Source organism: Sphingomonas sp., assembly GCF_032114135.1.
Classification (GTDB): domain Bacteria; phylum Pseudomonadota; class Alphaproteobacteria; order Sphingomonadales; family Sphingomonadaceae; genus Sphingomonas.
Map to the genome: position 1 here is coordinate 895,413 of NZ_DAMCTA010000001.1, position 17,598 is coordinate 913,010.

Sequence of the window (17,598 nt, forward strand, 5' to 3'; positions counted from 1 at the left end):
AATATCGAAAAGGGATGCTCAGCACCATGCGTACCATGTCGTTCCCGTTGAAGACTTCCTGCTGCGCGGCGGCGCTGCTCGCGGCAGCGTCTGCGACCCCCGCATTCGCCCAGGACGCCGCGCCGCAGCCGGCGCAGAGCGACGCAGAGAGCGCGAGCACCGGCGATGACATTGTCGTCACCGGCATCCGCGGCAGCCTGCGTCGCGCCATCGAAGTCAAGCGTAACGCCAACGCCGTCGTCGACGTGATCTCGTCCGAAGACATCGGCAAGTTCCCGGACCGCAACGTTGCGGAATCGCTGTCGCACATCCCGGGCGTCAGCATCGATCGCCGCTTCGGCGAGGGTGAGAAGGTCGCGATTCACGGCACCGATCCGGCGCTCAACCGGATGCTGCTCGACGGCCACGGCGTCGCCTCGGCTGATTGGGGCGGCAACGACAACGACCCCAGCAGCCGTACCTTCAACTATTCGCTGCTCGCACCCGAGCTGGTCGAACGGCTCGAAGTCTACAAGTCGCCCGAAGCCCGCCTCGAGGAGGGCAGCATCGGCGGCAGCGTCGTGGTCCGCACGCGTCGCCCGCTCGATCTGAAGGCCAACACGCTGTTTGGTTCGGCAGGCTATTCGTACAATGATCGCGCCGAGAAAGGCAGCATCCGCGGCTCGGGCCTGTACAGCTGGAAGAACGATTCCGAGACCTTCGGCGTCCTGGTCGCCGGCACCTACGACAAGCAGAATCTCGTCCGTGGCGGCGTGGAATTCTTCGGCTATTCGCCGGGCAAGGACTTCTTCGTCACCGACAACAACGGTGCCCTGGTGCCTGGCGCCAATGGCCAGCCACAGCTCAAGAACCCGAACCTGACGATCAATGGCGGCACGGCGCAGGACCTGCTGAACGCGCGCTATCCGTTCGGTATCAACCAGGCCTTCTTCCAGCAGGAGCGCGAGCGCACCAGCCTGTTCGGCGCGGTCGAGTACAAGCCGAGCCCGAGCACCCGCATCACGATCAACGGCTTGCACATCGACGGCAATTACAACAATTACAGCCAGTCGCTATACGTGATCCCGGGGGCTTGGTCGGGTGCGCTGGCGCAGTCGCTGACGATCGATCGCGGCCTGGTCACCGGTGGCACCTTCGGTGCGGCCGACCGCAACGTCACCCAGAATGCCCAGCTCGACACGCTGGTCCGCAGCACCAAGCTGAAGACCGACAATTACAACGGCGTGTTCGAATGGACCGCGCCCGACGGCGGCAAGATCACCATCGGCGGCGGCTGGAGCAAGGCGACCGGCGGCAAGACGCCCGAATATCTGTTCGATACCCAGATCGGGCTGCCCTACAGCTATGCCTTTACCGGCAACAGCGCCAAGCTCGACTTCACCGGCGACCTTAAGAACCCGGCCAATTACTTCAACAGCAACGGCGTCGAAGCCCAGACGATCGACGGCGTGCCGATCGTTGTCAACGGCCAGCAGCTGGTGGCGGCGCGCAGCGGCGGCATCGACATCAGCAAGACCACCGATGAAGACATGTACGGCAATATCGACATGGAATTCCCGGTCGATATCGCCTTCTTCTCCAAGGTCCGCGGTGGCCTGAAGTATATCCATCACATCAACCGCCAGGATGCCGGCGGCAGCAACACCTATCGCGCGAACCCGTACACGGTTGCCGATCTCGGCGTGCCGACCACGGTCACCCCTGGCAACGTGTTCAACGGCTTGAACCTGACGGGCAACGGCAATGTGTTCCTGAACATCCCGCGCCAGTCGGTGATCGACATCCTCAACAACTCGATCAACATCCCTGTCGCGAAGCCGACCTCGTCCTATTACGTTTCGGAGAGCACGGCGGCAGGCTATCTGCAGCTCGATTTCGAGCAGGGCGGCGTGCGCGGCAACCTCGGCGGCCGGCTGGTCTACACCCAGCAGATCTCCAATTCGACGAGCCAGGTGAACCAGGGCGGCACCCCGATCTTCGTGCCCAACTCGGTATCGCACGATTATGTGAAGTTCCTGCCGGCGTTCAACATTGCCTATTCGGTGCGTCCGGACGTGCTGGTGCGCGGCGCGGTCGCCAAGGTCATCGCGCGGCCGCGGTTCAGCGACCTCGCCGGGTCGTTCAGCCAGAACGACGTCACGCTCGACGCAGGTGGCGGTAACCCGGACCTGAAGCCGTACGAGTCGACCAACTACGAGCTTTCGGCCGAATATTATCCGCGTCCCGGCGCCGTGCTCTCGCTCGAACTGTTCCGCCGCGAGATCGGGTCGTACATCATCAACACCCGCCAGGAAGGCGTGCAGCTGTTCAACAGCCTCACCCAGCGCTTCACCGCCTATGGCGTGTCGCGTCCGATCAACGGCGGCGACGCCAAGGTCAACGGCGTCCTTGTCGCGGGCCAGGCGGAGATTTGGGGCGGGTTCGGCCTGCAGGCGAACTACAGCTATGCTGATGCCTCGACCGACAACGGGCTCAACCTGCCTTATCTGTCGCGGCACACGGTCAACGTGATCCCCTATTACGAAAAGGGGCCGATCCAGGCACGGTTGAGCTACAATTATCGCTCGTCCTACTTCCGGACGATCGGCCGCCTGAACTCGATCGACATGGTCGCGCCGTACAGCCAGCTCGATTTCTCGGCCAGCTATCAGCTCACGCCGCAGATCTCGATCAGCGTCAATGCCCAGAACTTGCTCGACGAGACCTATTATCAGTATAGCGGCGATCGCCGCGCACCGACTGCGTTTTACAAGAACGGCCGTACCTTCGCAGGCAGCGTCAGCTTCCGCCTGTAAAGGATGCGCCGCGCACCCGGGTTCGCGCCCGGGAGCAGGCGACCAAGCGTTGCAAAAATGCCGCCCGCCAGCACCTGCCGGCGGGCGGCATTTTGTATACACGGCCGGGCGGCCCGTTCCCGCTTGACCCGCTGCAGCAAACCGCGCAGATGCGGGCACAGCCTCGCTTCACTGCAAGCCAGGGCCGGTTTAGCTCAGCTGGTAGAGCAGCGGTTTTGTAAACCGAAGGTCGCGGGTTCGATTCCTGCAACCGGCACCATCCGCCTTTCCATACACATTTAAGGGCATCCCAAATTGGCGGATTTCCGTGGGTTTTGGCGGTATCTGATCCACCCAAATCCGGGTCGATCCATTGGAACCCGCAACCCTTGGCGGTATATTTGACGGTATCAACACTGCGCCAGCGGAGGAGATACCGTCATGCTCACCGATGCAGCCGTCCGTCGAATCAAACCGCGGGACAAAGCGTTCAAGACTCAGGACATGCACGGCATGTACCTCCTCGTTCAGCCTGGCGGTGGTCGGTACTGGCGATGGGATTATCGTCACGACGGCAAGCGCGGTACGGTGGCGCTGGGCGTATATCCTAACGTCTCCCTCAAGGAAGCGCGTGAGCGCCGAGAGAACGCTCGGAAACTGCTCGAGAAGGGCATTAACCCTTCCTCCTACGGCAAACTGACGCGCGGCGTAGGCAGCATTTCGGCCGGAGATACGTTCGCCACCGTCGCCGACGAATGGCTGAAGAAGATCGAGGCGGAAGGGCGAGCGGCGAAGACACTCGAAAAGCTCCGCTGGCTGATCGCGTTCGCCAACCCGCTGATCGGCAGTCGTCCGATCGGCGACATCACCGCTCCTGAACTGCTCACCGTGTTGAGGACTGTAGAGGTCCGAGGCCGCTATGAGACGGCCCGACGCCTGCGTAGCACTTGCAGCAGCGTCATTCGCTACGCGATCGCCACCGGACGAGCCCAGCGAGACGTGACCGCCGATCTCCAGGGCGCCCTGATCACGCCCAAGGTCAAGCATCATGCCGCGATCATCGAACCCGACAAGGTGGGCGCACTCTTGCGCGCCATAGACGGGTACGAAGGTCAGCCATCGGTTGCCCTGGCGCTTCGGATCGCACCGCACGTCTTTGTGCGTCCGGGCGAACTGCGCGCCGCTGAATGGGCAGAGTTCGACCTTTCAGTAAAGGTCTAAACCATTCCCGGCGAGAAAATGAAGATGGGCCGCCCGCATCGGGTCCCCCTCTCCAAGCAGGTGCTTACGCTTCTGGCGGAACTTCGGGAGATGAGCGGCAGGTCGAAACTCCTGTTCCCGAGTGTCCGCTCAGACACTCGCCCCATCTCCGACAACACCATCAATGTCGCCCTACGCCGGCTGGGGTACGACAAGACGCAGATGACGGGCCACGGCTTCCGCGCGATGGCAAGCAGCCTCCTCAACGAAAGCAGGAAGTGGCACCCCGATGCGATCGAACGGCAGCTCGCGCATGTAGAGAGAAATGACGTCCGCCGAGCCTATCTCCGCGGCGAGCATTGGGACGAGCGCGTTCGGATGATGCAATACTGGTCAGATTATCTCGAGCGCTTGAAGGCAATCTAGGACGCTAAAAAGGTCGAAGCTCACATCACTTGTTGCTGACGATTAAACAGCCATATCGCTCCGAAGGCAGAGGCCACAGGTTCGAATCCTGTCGAGTGCCCATTTTTCAGTGACTTAGCTGGCTCAGCGGCAAACTTGTCAAATATACTTCAAATATGCGTGCCCGGACTCCCGCGGCCGTGGGCGGACGCCTCCGCCCGAGTCTGAGCGGTTGCGGCTTTGAGCGCGGTCATCGCCGTCGTGCGGGCGCTTACCCCAAATGCCGAGCGATCCGGTTCGCGCTGCGCTGCCTGATCGCGCATTGCCCGGAGCGCTGGCCGCTCGACATGTTCTGGAACTCCGCCGGAACCGATCACGACATTGGACGCGCCCAGGGCTGCACGGCAGCGCTGAATGGTATCATCCGGCAACTGGAGGCCGATCCAAGATAGCCTTGCTGTCGCCAGGCGGGACTTCACCGCAAGGCGAAAAGATTCATGTTCGCATCACCCCAGTCCTTCAAGGCCGCGATGATCGGCGACAGGGATCGGCCGCGATCGGACAGACTGTATTCTACCCGCGGCGGCACCTGGGCAAAGACCTCGCGCTCGATCAGGCCATCAGCCTCCAGCTCGCGCAACTGGTTGGTCAGCATGCGCGGCGTCACGTCACCGACACGGCGGCGCAGCTCGATGAAGCGCGTGCGTCCGTCCTGCAAATGATAGAGGATCACCGCCTTCCACTTCCCATCGATCAGGCTCACCGCCGCCTCGACGGCGCAGCCTGGGGTACAATCGAGGCGGGAGTGACGGGCTTTCGCCATCGGAGCGGTATCCTTTTCGACACTATGAGCGTTTTTTGTACCTACGACAAAAGCTGACACCGTCTCTATCTCGCGTGCGTCAGCAGAAGGAGCAAGACCCATGCGCGCCATAGCCTATCGCCAGCCGGGGCCAATCGATCGAGCCGATGCCCTGATCGACGTAGAACTGCCACGGCCCGTTCCGACCGGGCGCGATATCCTGGCCGCGGTTCGGGCCATCTCGGTGAACCCGGTCGACGCGAAGGTTCGCGCCGGCGCCGCACCGTTCGACGGACGTGACGAACGCGTCCTTGGTTGGGATGCGGCGGGCGTGGTCGAGGCGGTCGGTCCGGAAGCCACCCGCTTCAAGGTGGGTGACGAGGTCTTCTATGCGGGCGACCTGATGCGCGACGGCAGCAATGCAGAATATCAGCTGGTCGACGAGCGGATCGTGGGCCATCGCCCCCGCAGCATCGGCTTCGCGGAGGCGGCGGCGTTGCCGCTGACGGCGATCACGGCCTGGGAAACCCTGTTCGACCGGTTGAAGGTCGACGACCAGCCGGCCGGCGGCGCCCGCGCCGTCCTGATCATCGGCGGCGCGGGCGGCGTCGGTTCTGCGGCGATCCAGATCGCGCGGGCCCGCACCGACCTGACCGTGATCGCCACCGCCTCGCGCGCCGAGACGCAGGGCTGGGTGCGCGACCTCGGGGCACATCATGTCATCGATCATTCCCAGCCAATGGCACCGCAGATCGCGGCACTGGAGATCGGTGCGCCCGCCTTCGTCTTCTCGACCACCCATACCGATCGCCATCTGACCGATATCGCCGAACTGATCGCGCCGCAGGGGCGCTTCGCGCTGATTGACGATCCCGCCAGCCTCGACATCGTCGCCTTCAAGCGCAAGGCGGTGTCGGTTCATTGGGAATTGATGTTCACCCGGTCGCTGTTTGCCACACCGGACGTCGGCGAGCAGGGTCGACTGTTGGACGCGGTGGCCGAACTGGTGGACGAAGGGCGCATTCGGACCACGGCAACCGACACGCTCTCGCCGATCAATGCCGCCAACCTGATCGAAGCGCACCGTCGGATCGAGAGCGCCACCACGCGCGGCAAGATCGTTATGGAAGGATGGGAGGCCCAGCATGACTGATCCGATCGTTCACGTCGTCGCCCGCCTCGTGCCGCGGCCTGGCAAGGCCGAGGCGCTGGCCACCACGTTACTCGAGATGCTTGACGAGGTACGTGCGGAACCGGGCTGCCTGCTCTACGATGCGCACGAGAGCCGCGACGCGCCCGGCGTGATCGTGATGGTGGAGAGCTGGGCCGATCAGGCCGCCCTCGACGCCCATGGCCGCGCTCCTGCCCTCACCCGGCTTGCCGCCCGCTTCGACGCGTTGCTTGCTGAGCCGCCGGCGATCGAGCGACTCCGGCGGATCGGCTGATCTTCCCATCGCTTGCGACGCAGGAGCCTCCCGTTCGTTGCAGCAGCAAACCGCATAAGCGAGACCATCCATGGACTATATCAAACTCGGCAGCACCGGCCTCGACGTCTCGCGTCTCTGCCTCGGCTGCATGACCTATGGCATCCCGGATCGCGGCAACCATGCCTGGACGCTCGACGAAGAGACGAGCCGACCACTGCTGCGCCAGGCGGTAGAGGCCGGGATCAACTTCTTCGATACCGCCAACGTCTATTCGGACGGCACATCGGAGGAGATCGTCGGCCGCGCGCTGAAGGATTTCACCCGCCGCGACGAGGTGGTGATCGCCACCAAGGTCCATGGCCGGATGCGCCCCGGCCCGAACGGCGCGGGGCTCAGCCGCAAGGCGATCATGACCGAGATCGACGCTAGCCTCACCCGGCTCGGCACCGACTATGTCGACCTCTACCAGATCCACCGCTTCGACCATCAGGTGCCAATCGAGGAGACGCTGGAGGCGCTTCACGACGTCGTGAAGGCGGGCAAGGCGCGCTACATCGGCGCATCGTCGATGTTCGCCTGGCAGTTCGCGACGATGCTCCATGTCGCCGAGGCGAATGGCTGGACGCGCTTCTCGACCATGCAGGATTACGTCAACCTGCTCTACCGTGAGGAGGAGCGCGAGATGCTGCCGCTGTGCGCGGCGGAGGGGATCGGCGTGATCCCATGGAGCCCGCTGGCGCGCGGACGGCTGACGCGCGACTGGGACGAAGCCACCACTCGATCTGATACCGACGAATTCGGCCGGACGCTCTACGCCGACACTGCGGAGGCGGATCGCAAGGTGGTCGAGGCGGTGTCCGCCATCGCGAACGAGCGCGGCGTGCCCCGTGCGCAGGTCGCGCTCGCCTGGGTGCTGGCCAAGCACGAGGTGTCCGCACCGATCGTCGGCGCGTCCAAGCCGGGGCACCTCGACGACGCCATCGCGGCGCTCGACCTGACCCTGTCGGACGACGAGATCACCCAGCTGGAGGCGCCGTACGTGCCACATGCGGTGGTCGGCTTCTCGTAACTGCCCCCACGGGCGGATCGACCAAGCCGGCTGCGGGGCTTATCCCCCTGCCGGCCCCGTGGTTCGCTTCGCGAGCAACTGTGCCAGCGTCACCGGCCGGAAATCGCGGACGTCGACACCGACGTCGAACTGGCGCGGCATGGGTGTCAGCCGTCCGTGGCTGTGCCCATGCAGGTTGAGCGCGCCCTTGTGCTGGCGGTTCCAGCTGCGGAAGGCATAATGCCCCAATATGAGCGGACGGCCATCGACCTCGATCTCGGCATAGTCGTCGACGCTCGCCCAGCCCGATGCGGCGCCGGTGGCGTCGGGATCGTTGTTGCCGCGCAGCAGGTGCTTGGTTCCGTTGAGCGTCGCGAGCAGTGCCGCAACTTCACCGGGCCGCCGGGCGACGTCGCCTAGGTGCCAGACGACATCCTCCGCCCCCACGACGGCGTTCCACCGTTCGATCAGCTCTGCATCCATCTCGGCCACGCTAGCGAAGGGCCGCTTGTGGATATTGATCGTGCGATGATCGCCGAAATGCGTGTCGGCGGTGAAGAAGATGGTCATGTCCAATACAGGACGCGCGCCATCGGCAGCAGCGCCGCGATCCTCGCCTCGAAGAACGTCCGCAGCGAGCGCATCGTCGGCGCGTCGTAGACCTGCTTCTCGGTCCCGAACTTGGTCCGCTTCGTCGTCCGATTGTCTAAGCCCATGTCGAGCGCGGAGCCAGGGTACCAGTTCTCCAGCACGGCCTTCGATCCGGGCGTGAAGCGATGCGTGATCAGTTCGATCGTCAAGTCGACACCGGCGATCCCCGCCAGGGCCGCCGCCGCCTCAGCGAGCAGGGCGTCATAGGCTTCGCGCCAGCCTTCGGCGGCGATGATCGGCGCGATCGTCAGGCCGATCGGATATCCCGCGCACGCCATGTCGGCCAAGGCCGCGAGCCGGGCCGCGACCGGCGCGGTGCCGCCCTCGAACCGGGCGAACATCGCCGGATTGATCGACGCACGCATCCGCGTACGCTTCTGGTGGTCGAGGCCGAGCAGCGGCCCGACGTCGGCGAACTTCGTGGTGAAGCGCAGCTGCGCCGCCGCATCCCAGCGACCGAACCAGGTGATCGCCGCCGACAGCGATCCGGTGATCGCTTCCAGCCCCAGCGGATCGGTGTAGCAGGATGCCTCGAACGTCGTGCCTTCGTGGGCGCGATCCTGGCTGCGCGAAGTGATGCTGCCCTGCCCCAGATAGGCTGGCAGCCCGTCCAGTATCTCGTCGAGATTGGCGTAGACGCGGGTGATCGGTGGCCCCTTCAACGATCCTGCCAGATAGCAATAGCTGCAATGCGCCGGACACCCTTCGGCAAGGTCGACCCGCCAGTCGGCGCTGGGCGCGATCGGCTGCAACCGCCGTTTCGACGGCGGCGCGACGACCACCGCAAGCGTCGACTTCGCCGCCGCATAGGCACGCCTCGGATCGTCGGGTAGGCCCAGCGCGAGGCGATCGCCAGGAAGTGTCACGACCTCGACACCATGCGCCTCGGCGCGCGCGACGATGGCTCGGCCGTGCGCGAAGCCCAGCGCCGAGCGTGTCACCAGCAACCGGCGCGGGCGCCATCCTGCGGCCGGTCTGGCCGTCGTCGGTGCTGTCGATATCGTCGCCATGGTCGGGCCAACGAACGACATGCGGGGACGGTCCGACCGATCGACAGGCACCGCCACATCGTCTTAGGATCGGCGCTCCACCACGACAGGGGGCCGACCTGCACTTCCTCGACACACGCCGTACGCTGCTCCGCTCCGCGATACTCGCACCGATGGGGCTCTGGACCGCAGCACGCACGCGCGCCGCCGGGCTGTCGGCGGAGGGCACCGTCGGACGCGGCATTTCGCTCGACCTCGCAAGGGCGCGCGCGGCGCAGATATCCGGCGTCCGCTACGACCTGTCGTTCGACCTGACCGCGAAGGACACCGCCGCGGGCGCGGTCGTCATCCGCTTCGATCGCGCGGGCGACAGCGGCGATCTGGTCCTCGACTTTCGCGGCCCCACGCTCGCCGATCTGATGGTCAACGGCCGTCCGCTATCGGCCGAGGGACGAGTCGACGGGCATCTCGCCCTCCCCGCATCACTCCTGAAGACCGGCCCCAACATCGTCTCGGCAAGGTTTGCCACGCCGATCGCGGCGTCGGGAGCGGCCATCATCCGCTATCATGACGACAAGGATGGCCAGACCTATCTCTATACGTTGCTCGTCCCCTCCGACGCCAATCTGCTGTTCCCCTGTTTCGACCAGCCGGACCTGAAGGCGTATTTCCGCTGGACGATCACCGCGCCGAGCGGCTGGACGGTGATCGCCAACGGTCCGCTGGACGGGCAACAGCCTGAGACCGGCGGCACGCGCTGGCGCTTTGCCGAAACCGAGCCGATCTCCACCTATCTCGCCGCCTTCGCCGCCGGTCCCTGGACGCGCTGGACGTCGGCGCCCGCGGGGGAGCGCCCGATCAGCCTTTACGCGCGCGCCTCGCGCCGCGCCGAGGTCGATGCCGAGGCGCAGATCGCGACCAACCGGGCTGCGGTGCGCTGGCTCAGCGACTGGTTCGGCATCCCCTTCCCCTTCGCCAAACTCGACCTGCTGCTCGCGCCCGCCTTCCCGTTCGGCGGCATGGAGCATGTCGGCGCGGTCTTCTACAACGAGGACCGCTTCATCTTCCGCGAGCCGCCGACGCTGCCGCAACGCGTCGGCCGCGACGCCACAATCTATCACGAGATAAGCCATCAATGGTTCGGCGACGACGTCACCATGCGCTGGTTCGACGATCTGTGGCTGAAGGAAGGCTTCTCGACCTATATGGCCGCGCGCATCCAGGCGGAGCTTCTGCCCGAGAGCAACGCCTGGACCACCTTCCTGCTATCCACCAAGACGCCCGCCTATCGCGCCGATGCGACCAGCGGCACGCAGGCGCTGTGGCAGCCGCTCGCCAATCTCGAGGCCGCCAAGAGCAATTACGGCCCGATCGTCTACAACAAGGCGCCCGCGGTCATCAAACAGCTCGCCTTCCTGGTCGGCGAGGCGGGGTTCCGCCGCGGCCTGCACCGTTTCCTGACCGACCATGCCTATGGCAACGCGACCTGGCAGGATTTGCTCGGCGCGGTCGGTGGCGCGTCGGGCATCGATCTGACGACATTCGGCAAACAATATGTCCTGCGCGCGGGCCTGCCGCGCGTGGAGACGCAGCTTAGGATCGCGGTCGGCAAGATCACTTCGCTGACGCTCGTCCAGCAGCCGGTTCGCGCGCTGCCCGGCGATGCCGGCGGCGCCTGGCCGATGAAGGTCCGGGTTCGGCTGGGCTATCACACCCGCCCCGACGTCGTGCTCGATGCCGCCTTCGACGGAAAGACGGCCACGGTCGCGGGGGCGGCGGGGCTGCCCGTGCCGGACTATGTCTGGCCGAACGACGACGACCAGGGATACGGCCTGTTCCTGCCCGACGATCGCACCCTCACCTGGATCGTCGCGCATGTCGGCACGGTCAAGGACCCGCTGCTCCGCGCCATGCTGTGGAGCGCGGTCTGGGACACGGTCCGCGACGTCCGCTTCGCTCCGGCGCGCTATATCGCGATGCTGCTCGATCACCTGCCCGCCGAGACCGACGAGCAGATTTCGCGCATCATCCTGTCACGCGGCGCCGCCGCGCTCGACGTCTATCTGCCCGACGACGCATCCGCGCCGCTGCGGACGCGATGGGAACAGGCGCTGCTCGCCCGCATCGACGACGCCACGCTCGGCTACGGCCTGCGCAAGGACGCGCTCGATCGCCTGATCGCAACCGCGCGGACGCCGCTCGCCCTCGGCCGGCTGCGCGACTTGCTGGCGGGCCGCACGACGTTTGTCGGGGCCGCGATCCGCCAGCCGACGCGCTGGGCGATCGTCCGCCGCCTGATCGCCATCGGCGCGCCCGACGCCACTGCGCTCTACGCGACCGAACAGCGTCTCGACCAATCGAGCGAGGCCGTGAAGGACGCCTTCGTCGCCCGCGCGGCGACGCCCGACCGCGCCGTCAAGGCGGCCTATTTCAGCCGCTATTTCGACGATGCCACGCTCAACGAAGCTTGGGCGAGCGAAAGCCTCGGCGCCTTCAACACCATCGAGCAGGCCGAACTTACTTTGCCCTTCCTTCGTCCGGCGCTCGACCGACTCGAATGGATTCGCCAGAACCGGCGCATCTTCTTCCTGCCCGCCTGGATCGACGCTTTCATCGGCGGCCAGCGCGATGCGGCGGCGCTCGACGTCGTCGATCGGTTCCTAGAGGCGCAACCCACACTTCCCCTCGATGTACGTCGCAAGGTTTTGACCGCACGCGACGAACTGGCTTTGACCGTGCGTATCAGGACCGCAGCATTTACAGTGTCCGCCGCCGATATTTAATGAAGAAGACCCAATTCCGGCCATTCGCGACATATTTATCGCTTCCCAGCTGCGGTCATTCGTTCATCTCAATCTCTACTGCTCGTCCGAATTTGAGGACGAACCAATGGCGATGCGGACTGTTTGAGCAGCCACTGAGGTCGCCCTAGGCGCCGTCTACACATCTGTAGGATCAGAGGCCGAGTAGGCGCCGATACTCCGCCTCGGCGAACCCGTACGTGTCGCCAGCGAGCAGCAGCAGCCGCTCCCTGTCGCGCACGATCACGCGCCCGCGTACGGAGCGGACAGCCTCATCCTCTTCAAGCTTGTGCAGGGCGTCGGTGACGCTGCTGCGACGGACGCCGAGCATGAGCCTGAACTCCTCGTGCGTCATGCAGATGTCGTCCTCCCGCACACGATCGTGGTAGAGCAGGATCCAGCGTGCCATCCGCCGCTCGATCGAGTGCGCGAGGGACGAGACGATAGTCCTCGACATCTGGGTCATGACCACGTCGACGAAGCGGAGCAGGACGGTTCGGATCGCCGGACGTTCGGCCAGTATCTCGTTCAACGCCGCAGCCGACAGCCGCATCGCCGTGCCGTGTTCGGCCCTCATCACCACGTCATGCGACCAGCGCCCGTTGCCAAGCAACAACTGCCAACCGATGAACCCTTCGCTTCCGACCAGCGCGACCGCGTAGCGGCGGTCGCCCTCGAGCGAGTCGAGTATCGCAGCGATACCGGTCAACGGGAAGCAGATGCTGTCTGCCGCATCGCCGGCGCGTGCGATCATGTCGCCATTGCGAAACGGTACCGGTTCCAGATGCGGCGCAAGGGCGGTGCGGTCAGCGTCATTCAAAAGACGCAGCAGCGCATTCGCCTCACAGGGCAGCGCGTTGGACCTGCGCGACCCATCCACCATCGAAGCCATATCATCCATGCCGCCGCCCATACTCTCGAACCTCGCTGCCCAAACGCTTGGGTCTACTTTCGTACCGAAACGCTGGAGGTCGCCCGATGGTTTGGAAATGGATAGTTACAGGAGGAATATTTGCGCAGAACCATTTCCATGCTGATCGCCGCGTCGACCGCGATCGCAGGCGTTCCGGCTCTGGCCCAGTCGGCCCGCTCGATCACTGCACCTCCTCCGCCACCGCCTCCTGCGACATCAGTGCAGCCCCCGAAGGCCGCACCTGACATGCAGTCGGTCCTAGACGCGCTCGCGTCGCTCGGCGGCAAGCCGATCGAGACGCTCACGCCTGCGGAAGCCCGTATGCAGCCCTCGGCTGCGGACGGAGCCAACGCGGCGATGCAAAAGAAAGGTATGTCGAGCGCGCCTGATCCGTCGGTCACGACGCGGGACCTGCCGTACGGCAGCGACCCCAAGCAGTTCGCACGCATCTACAAGCCGGCCAGCGCGCCCGCCGGTGGTAAGCCGATGCCGGTCATCGTCTACTATCACGGCGGCGGCTGGGTCATCGCCGACGTCGATACCTACGATGCCGCGCCGCGGGCCATGTCAAAGGCGCTGAACGCGATCGTCGTCTCGGTGGAATACCGCCATGCGCCCGAATTCAAGTTTCCGGCGCAGCATGACGATGCGGCCGCCGCCTATCGCTGGACGCTGCAGAATGCGGCGAGCTGGGGCGGCGATCCTGCGCGGATCGCAACGGTCGGCGAGAGCGCCGGCGGCAACCTCGCGGTCGCGACCGCGATCTACGCGCGCGACAACGGCCTGACAGTGCCGCGACATATCGTGTCGGTCTATCCGATCGCGAACAGCAGCATGACGCTGCCCTCGCGGCGGGACTCGGCGAACGCCAAGCCGCTGAATGCTGCGATGCTGCCGTGGTTCGGCTACTATTACCAGACGAGCAAGGCGGATGCACAGGATCCGCGCCTGAACCTGGTCGCGGCCAACCTGCGTGGTCTGCCGCCGACGACGATTATCAACGCGCAGATCGATCCGCTGCGCTCGGATGGCGAGACGTTGGCGGCCGCGATGCGGGCGGCCGGTGACAAGGTCGAGCAGAAGACCTTCCCGGGTGTGACCCATGAGTTCTTCGGCATGGCCAAGGTCGTGAATGGCGCCAAGCAGGCGAACGATCTCGCAGTCGCACGGCTGAAGACCGCGTTCGACGCGCCTGCAGCCCGCCGCTGAGCGCTACGGCGGCGGCGTCGAGCCGCCGCCTCCTTGCCGGAGAGGACCAACGACCATGACCCAGACCCCCGTCCTGTATTCTCCCGACATGGAGGACGTGCAACCCGACGAAGCCGAGACGATCACGAAGCTCAACCAGACGTTCGACAAGATCCTCGAGACGACAGCGGAGGATTACGGTCACGCGGTCCGTTCGGTCCACGCCAAGGCGCACGGCTTCCTGGAGGGGGTATTGACCGTCCATGACGGCCTTCCCCCCGAACTGGCCCAGGGCCTGTTCGCCACCCCCGGCGAGCACACGGTCGTCATGCGCTTCTCGACCAACGCGGGCGACATCCTGCCGGATACCATCAGCCTGCCGCGCGGCCTGGCGCTGAAGGTCATGGACGTCGAAGGCGAACGCCTGCCCGATGCCGACGGACGGACGCAGGATTTCGTCATGGTCAACGGCCCGGTCTTCCAGAACAAGACCGCAGACCAGTTCCTGGGCAACCTGAAGCTCCTGGCAGGCACCACCGACAAGCTCGAGGGTACCAAGGAGGCGATGTCAACGGTGCTGCGCGGCGTGAACACCGTGCTGAGCGCGGTCGGTATCGAGAGCCCGAAGGTGCAGACGCTCGGCGGCGCACCCAACTCCGATCCGCTTGGCGAGACCTACTTCAGCGTCACGCCGTTCCGTTATGGCGACTACATCGCCAAATTCGCCGTCTTCCCGGTATCGAAGGATCTCACCGATCAGACCGGCAGCACGATCGATGCCAGCACCCGCCCCGATGCGCTGCGCGTCGTCATCCGATCGGAGGCCCAGGTGCTTGAGATGGAATGGGAGGTCCGGGTCCAACTCTGCCGGGATCTCGAGGAGCAACCGGTCGAAGATCCGACCGTCGAGTGGAAGCAGGGCGATGCGCCCTTCCAGACCGTGGCGACCATCCGAGCGGCCAAACAGGACAGCCTGAGCGAGGACAAGGTCCAGCGGATCAACGAGGAGATGCGCTTCTCGATCTGGACCGGGCTTGCCGCACACCGACCGCTCGGGAACATAAACCGGGCACGCAACGAGACCTACCGACACTCCGCCGACTTTCGCGCCCGCGTGAACGGCTGCCCCTACCACGAGCCTTCTGGCGGTCGTGCCTAACCAGCGAAGGTGGCGTGCGACCCGTGGACGCTCGACGTTGGCAGGTCGGCGTGGAGATTAACGGGGCGCTGGCCGTTCTGAGCGTGATCCTGTCGGCGCATCCAAAGCATTGATGGAGCGGCAGAGTCCACCACGCCACGCAAAAGGTTGCACCGCCAGGAGGCTGACGAATGCCGATGATTACCACTGGCAACCTGAACATGGAGGTGTCGGTTTACGGCGCGGAGCAGGGGCAGCCGTTGCTCCTCATCCACGGCTGGCCGGATGACGCGTCGACATGGGATCAGGTGGCACCCGCGCTGGCCGCGGAAGGGTTCCGCGTCATCGTCCCGACGTTGCGTGGGTTCGGTGCCACGCGCTTCCACAACGACGACGCCCTGCGAACCGGCAACAGTGCGATACTCGCGATCGACATGATCGCGCTGCTCGACGCACTCGGCATCGACCGCTTCATGGTCGCCGGACACGACTGGGGATCAAACACCGCCGAGGCCTTGGCCGTCGGGTGGCCCGATCGAGTAGAGCGGATGGCGATGCTGTCGACCTCGCCCCGGCTTGGCGGCATGCCGACGCCGCCATTCGAGCAGACCCAGCAGCAATGGTATCACTGGTTCATGGCGACCGCGCGCGGGGCGGAGGCGGTACGTGCAGACCGGCGTGGGTTCACCCATCTCCATTGGGTCAACTGGTCGCCGCCGGGATGGTTCGACGAGGCGACGTTCGACCGTGTCGCTCGGTCGTTCGACAATGCCGACTGGGCCGACGTGACACTCCACAGCTATCGCGCGCGCTGGGACGAAGCGGAATCTGATCCACGAAGTGCCTGGTTGGAGGACAAGGTCAAGGCGACCAATACGTTGTCTCTGCCAACGCTCTACATCCACGGCGATGCCGACGGCGTGAACCCGCCCTCGACCGCGAAGGACGTGCAAGCGAAATTCGCCGGGCCGTTCGCGCGCATCACCATGACCAGGGTCGGCCATTTTCCGCAGCGGGAGAACCCGCAAGCGGTGGTGCGCCACCTCCTTACCCTCTTCGCCGGCGACCCTGCCGCGCTCACCGATACAATCGACAGGAGCCTGACCATGAAGAAAGCCGCCCCCTATGCCGCCGGGATCGCCGCCATCGGCCTGATTGCCGCTGCTGCAGCCGGCGTTGCCCACGCGCAAGGGCGCAGCTCGCAGCTGACCCAAGTGGCGCAGTTTGATCATCAGGTTACCGGCATCGCCGTAACTGAGGATGGCCGGCGCTTCGTCAATTTCCCCCGCTGGACCGACGACGCGCCCATCTCGGTTGCCGAGGTGATGAAGGACGGCAGCTTGCGCCCCTATCCCGACGCCAAGTGGAACAGCTGGCGCAACGCCCGCGCCAACGAACTGCCGGTCGGCGACTATTTCGTCTGCGTGCAGTCGATCGTGCCCGATGGCCACGGCAACCTCTGGGTGCTCGATCCCGGTGCCCCCGGAAACGAGAAAATCCTCGAAGGCGCACCCAAGCTCGTCCGCATCGATCTGGCATCGAATACGGTGACGAAGACGATCCTGGTTCCCGGCGACGTGGCGTTGCAGGGCACCTACCTCAACGACATCCGCTTCTCGCCCGACGGCAAGACCGGCTACATCACCGACAGCGGCACGCGCGGCGCGATCATCGTCGTCGACCTGGAAAGCGGCAAGAGCCACCGCGCGCTCGACGGGCACGCCTCGACGCAGATCGACAAGACGGTGAAGGTCACGCTCGACGGCAAGCCGCTCGTCCGCCCCGATGGACGCCAGCCTGCCTTCGCCGCCGATGGCATCGCCATCTCCAAGGACGGCAAGACGCTCTACTACCAGGCGCTGACCGGCAAGACGCTCTATTCGATCGATACTGCCAAGCTGCGGTCAGACGTCAGCGAGGCCGACAGGGCGGCAGCGGTGAAGACGGTCGCGCAGACCCATGTCGCTGACGGCCTGTGGATGAGCAAGGCAGGCGTGCTCTACCTGACGTCGCCGACCGACTATGCGATCAAGCGGCTGAACGGCGAGACCGTCGAGACGGTGCTGACCGACCGCCGCCTGCGCTGGCCCGACACCTTCTCTGAAGGGCGGGACGGGACGATGTACGTCACCGCCAGCCATATCCAGGACACCAACTGGTTCACACCCGGCGCCCCGCCGTCGATCAGGACGCAGTTGTTCTCCTTCGCGCCCGCCAAGTGATCGGACATCCCATGACCTATCTACGCTATTCTCCCGACAT

Annotated in this window: 14 protein-coding genes and 1 tRNA gene; 11 read left to right on the plus strand and 4 right to left on the minus strand. The window is 65.1% G+C overall.

Annotated elements, in window-relative coordinates; all coding sequences use genetic code 11:
* Window positions 1-26: 26 nt before the first annotated feature.
* From RT655_RS04230 to RT655_RS04245, 4 genes are all read left to right on the plus strand, one after another.
* Window positions 27-2,795 (plus strand): TonB-dependent receptor, encoded by a 2,769-nt coding sequence (locus RT655_RS04230; protein WP_313535144.1) that lies wholly within the window; start codon window positions 27-29, stop codon window positions 2,793-2,795.
* A 183-nt stretch (window positions 2,796-2,978) separates the two neighbouring features.
* Window positions 2,979-3,054, plus strand: a tRNA-Thr gene (locus RT655_RS04235).
* 161 nt (window positions 3,055-3,215) lie between these two features.
* Entirely contained in the window at window positions 3,216-3,995 is a 780-nt protein-coding gene (locus RT655_RS04240) for a phage integrase central domain-containing protein (RefSeq protein WP_313535145.1), read from the plus strand.
* Between the two features lie 18 nt (window positions 3,996-4,013).
* Window positions 4,014-4,400, plus strand: coding sequence for a tyrosine-type recombinase/integrase (locus RT655_RS04245; RefSeq protein WP_409530238.1), 387 nt, complete (start codon window positions 4,014-4,016; stop codon window positions 4,398-4,400).
* A 454-nt stretch (window positions 4,401-4,854) separates the two neighbouring features.
* Here RT655_RS04245 and RT655_RS04250 read toward each other — a convergent pair whose 3' ends face one another.
* Complete coding sequence (locus RT655_RS04250; RefSeq protein ID WP_313535146.1) at window positions 4,855-5,202, minus strand: winged helix-turn-helix transcriptional regulator; 348 nt, start codon at window positions 5,200-5,202, stop codon at window positions 4,855-4,857.
* Between the two features lie 100 nt (window positions 5,203-5,302).
* Here RT655_RS04250 and RT655_RS04255 point away from each other — a divergent pair, with 100 nt between their 5' ends.
* From RT655_RS04255 to RT655_RS04265, 3 genes are all read left to right on the plus strand, one after another.
* Window positions 5,303-6,334 (plus strand): zinc-binding alcohol dehydrogenase family protein, encoded by a 1,032-nt coding sequence (locus RT655_RS04255; RefSeq protein ID WP_313535147.1) that lies wholly within the window; start codon window positions 5,303-5,305, stop codon window positions 6,332-6,334.
* Complete coding sequence (locus RT655_RS04260; protein ID WP_313535148.1) at window positions 6,327-6,626, plus strand: putative quinol monooxygenase; 300 nt, start codon at window positions 6,327-6,329, stop codon at window positions 6,624-6,626. Before RT655_RS04255 ends, RT655_RS04260 begins: the two co-directional genes overlap by 8 nt.
* A 70-nt stretch (window positions 6,627-6,696) precedes the next feature.
* The gene (locus tag RT655_RS04265) at window positions 6,697-7,677 is read left to right on the plus strand and encodes an aldo/keto reductase (protein WP_313535149.1); all 981 of its coding nucleotides are present in this window, start codon (window positions 6,697-6,699) and stop codon (window positions 7,675-7,677) included.
* A 39-nt stretch (window positions 7,678-7,716) separates the two neighbouring features.
* Here the strand turns inward: RT655_RS04265 and RT655_RS04270 are convergent, their stop codons facing one another.
* Together RT655_RS04270 and RT655_RS04275 are read right to left on the minus strand one after the other, a co-directional pair.
* The gene (locus tag RT655_RS04270; protein ID WP_313535150.1) at window positions 7,717-8,226 is read right to left on the minus strand and encodes a metallophosphoesterase family protein; all 510 of its coding nucleotides are present in this window, start codon (window positions 8,224-8,226) and stop codon (window positions 7,717-7,719) included.
* On the minus strand, window positions 8,223-9,338 hold the full coding sequence (locus tag RT655_RS04275; protein ID WP_313535151.1) for an SPL family radical SAM protein: 1,116 nt from the start codon (window positions 9,336-9,338) through the stop codon (window positions 8,223-8,225). The genes RT655_RS04270 and RT655_RS04275 overlap by 4 nt, the downstream gene beginning before the upstream one ends.
* A 131-nt stretch (window positions 9,339-9,469) precedes the next feature.
* Between RT655_RS04275 and RT655_RS04280 the strand changes: the two genes are divergently transcribed.
* Complete coding sequence (locus RT655_RS04280) at window positions 9,470-12,079, plus strand: M1 family aminopeptidase (RefSeq protein ID WP_313535152.1); 2,610 nt, start codon at window positions 9,470-9,472, stop codon at window positions 12,077-12,079.
* A gap of 172 nt (window positions 12,080-12,251) precedes the next feature.
* Here RT655_RS04280 and RT655_RS04285 read toward each other — a convergent pair whose 3' ends face one another.
* Window positions 12,252-12,998: a Crp/Fnr family transcriptional regulator gene (locus RT655_RS04285; protein WP_313535153.1), complete on the minus strand. Its 747-nt coding sequence runs from the start codon at window positions 12,996-12,998 to the stop codon at window positions 12,252-12,254.
* Window positions 12,999-13,127: 129 nt separating this feature from the next.
* Here RT655_RS04285 and RT655_RS04290 point away from each other — a divergent pair, with 129 nt between their 5' ends.
* The 3 genes from RT655_RS04290 to RT655_RS04300 all read left to right on the plus strand — a co-directional run bounded on the left by RT655_RS04290 (window position 13,128) and on the right by RT655_RS04300 (window position 17,558).
* On the plus strand, window positions 13,128-14,219 hold the full coding sequence (locus RT655_RS04290; protein ID WP_313535154.1) for an alpha/beta hydrolase: 1,092 nt from the start codon (window positions 13,128-13,130) through the stop codon (window positions 14,217-14,219).
* A 55-nt stretch (window positions 14,220-14,274) separates the two neighbouring features.
* A complete protein-coding gene (locus tag RT655_RS04295) occupies window positions 14,275-15,357 on the plus strand; it encodes a catalase family protein (RefSeq protein WP_313535155.1) in 1,083 nt (360 codons plus the stop codon).
* Between the two features lie 170 nt (window positions 15,358-15,527).
* Complete coding sequence (locus RT655_RS04300) at window positions 15,528-17,558, plus strand: L-dopachrome tautomerase-related protein (RefSeq protein WP_313535156.1); 2,031 nt, start codon at window positions 15,528-15,530, stop codon at window positions 17,556-17,558.
* Window positions 17,559-17,598 lie beyond the last annotated feature (40 nt).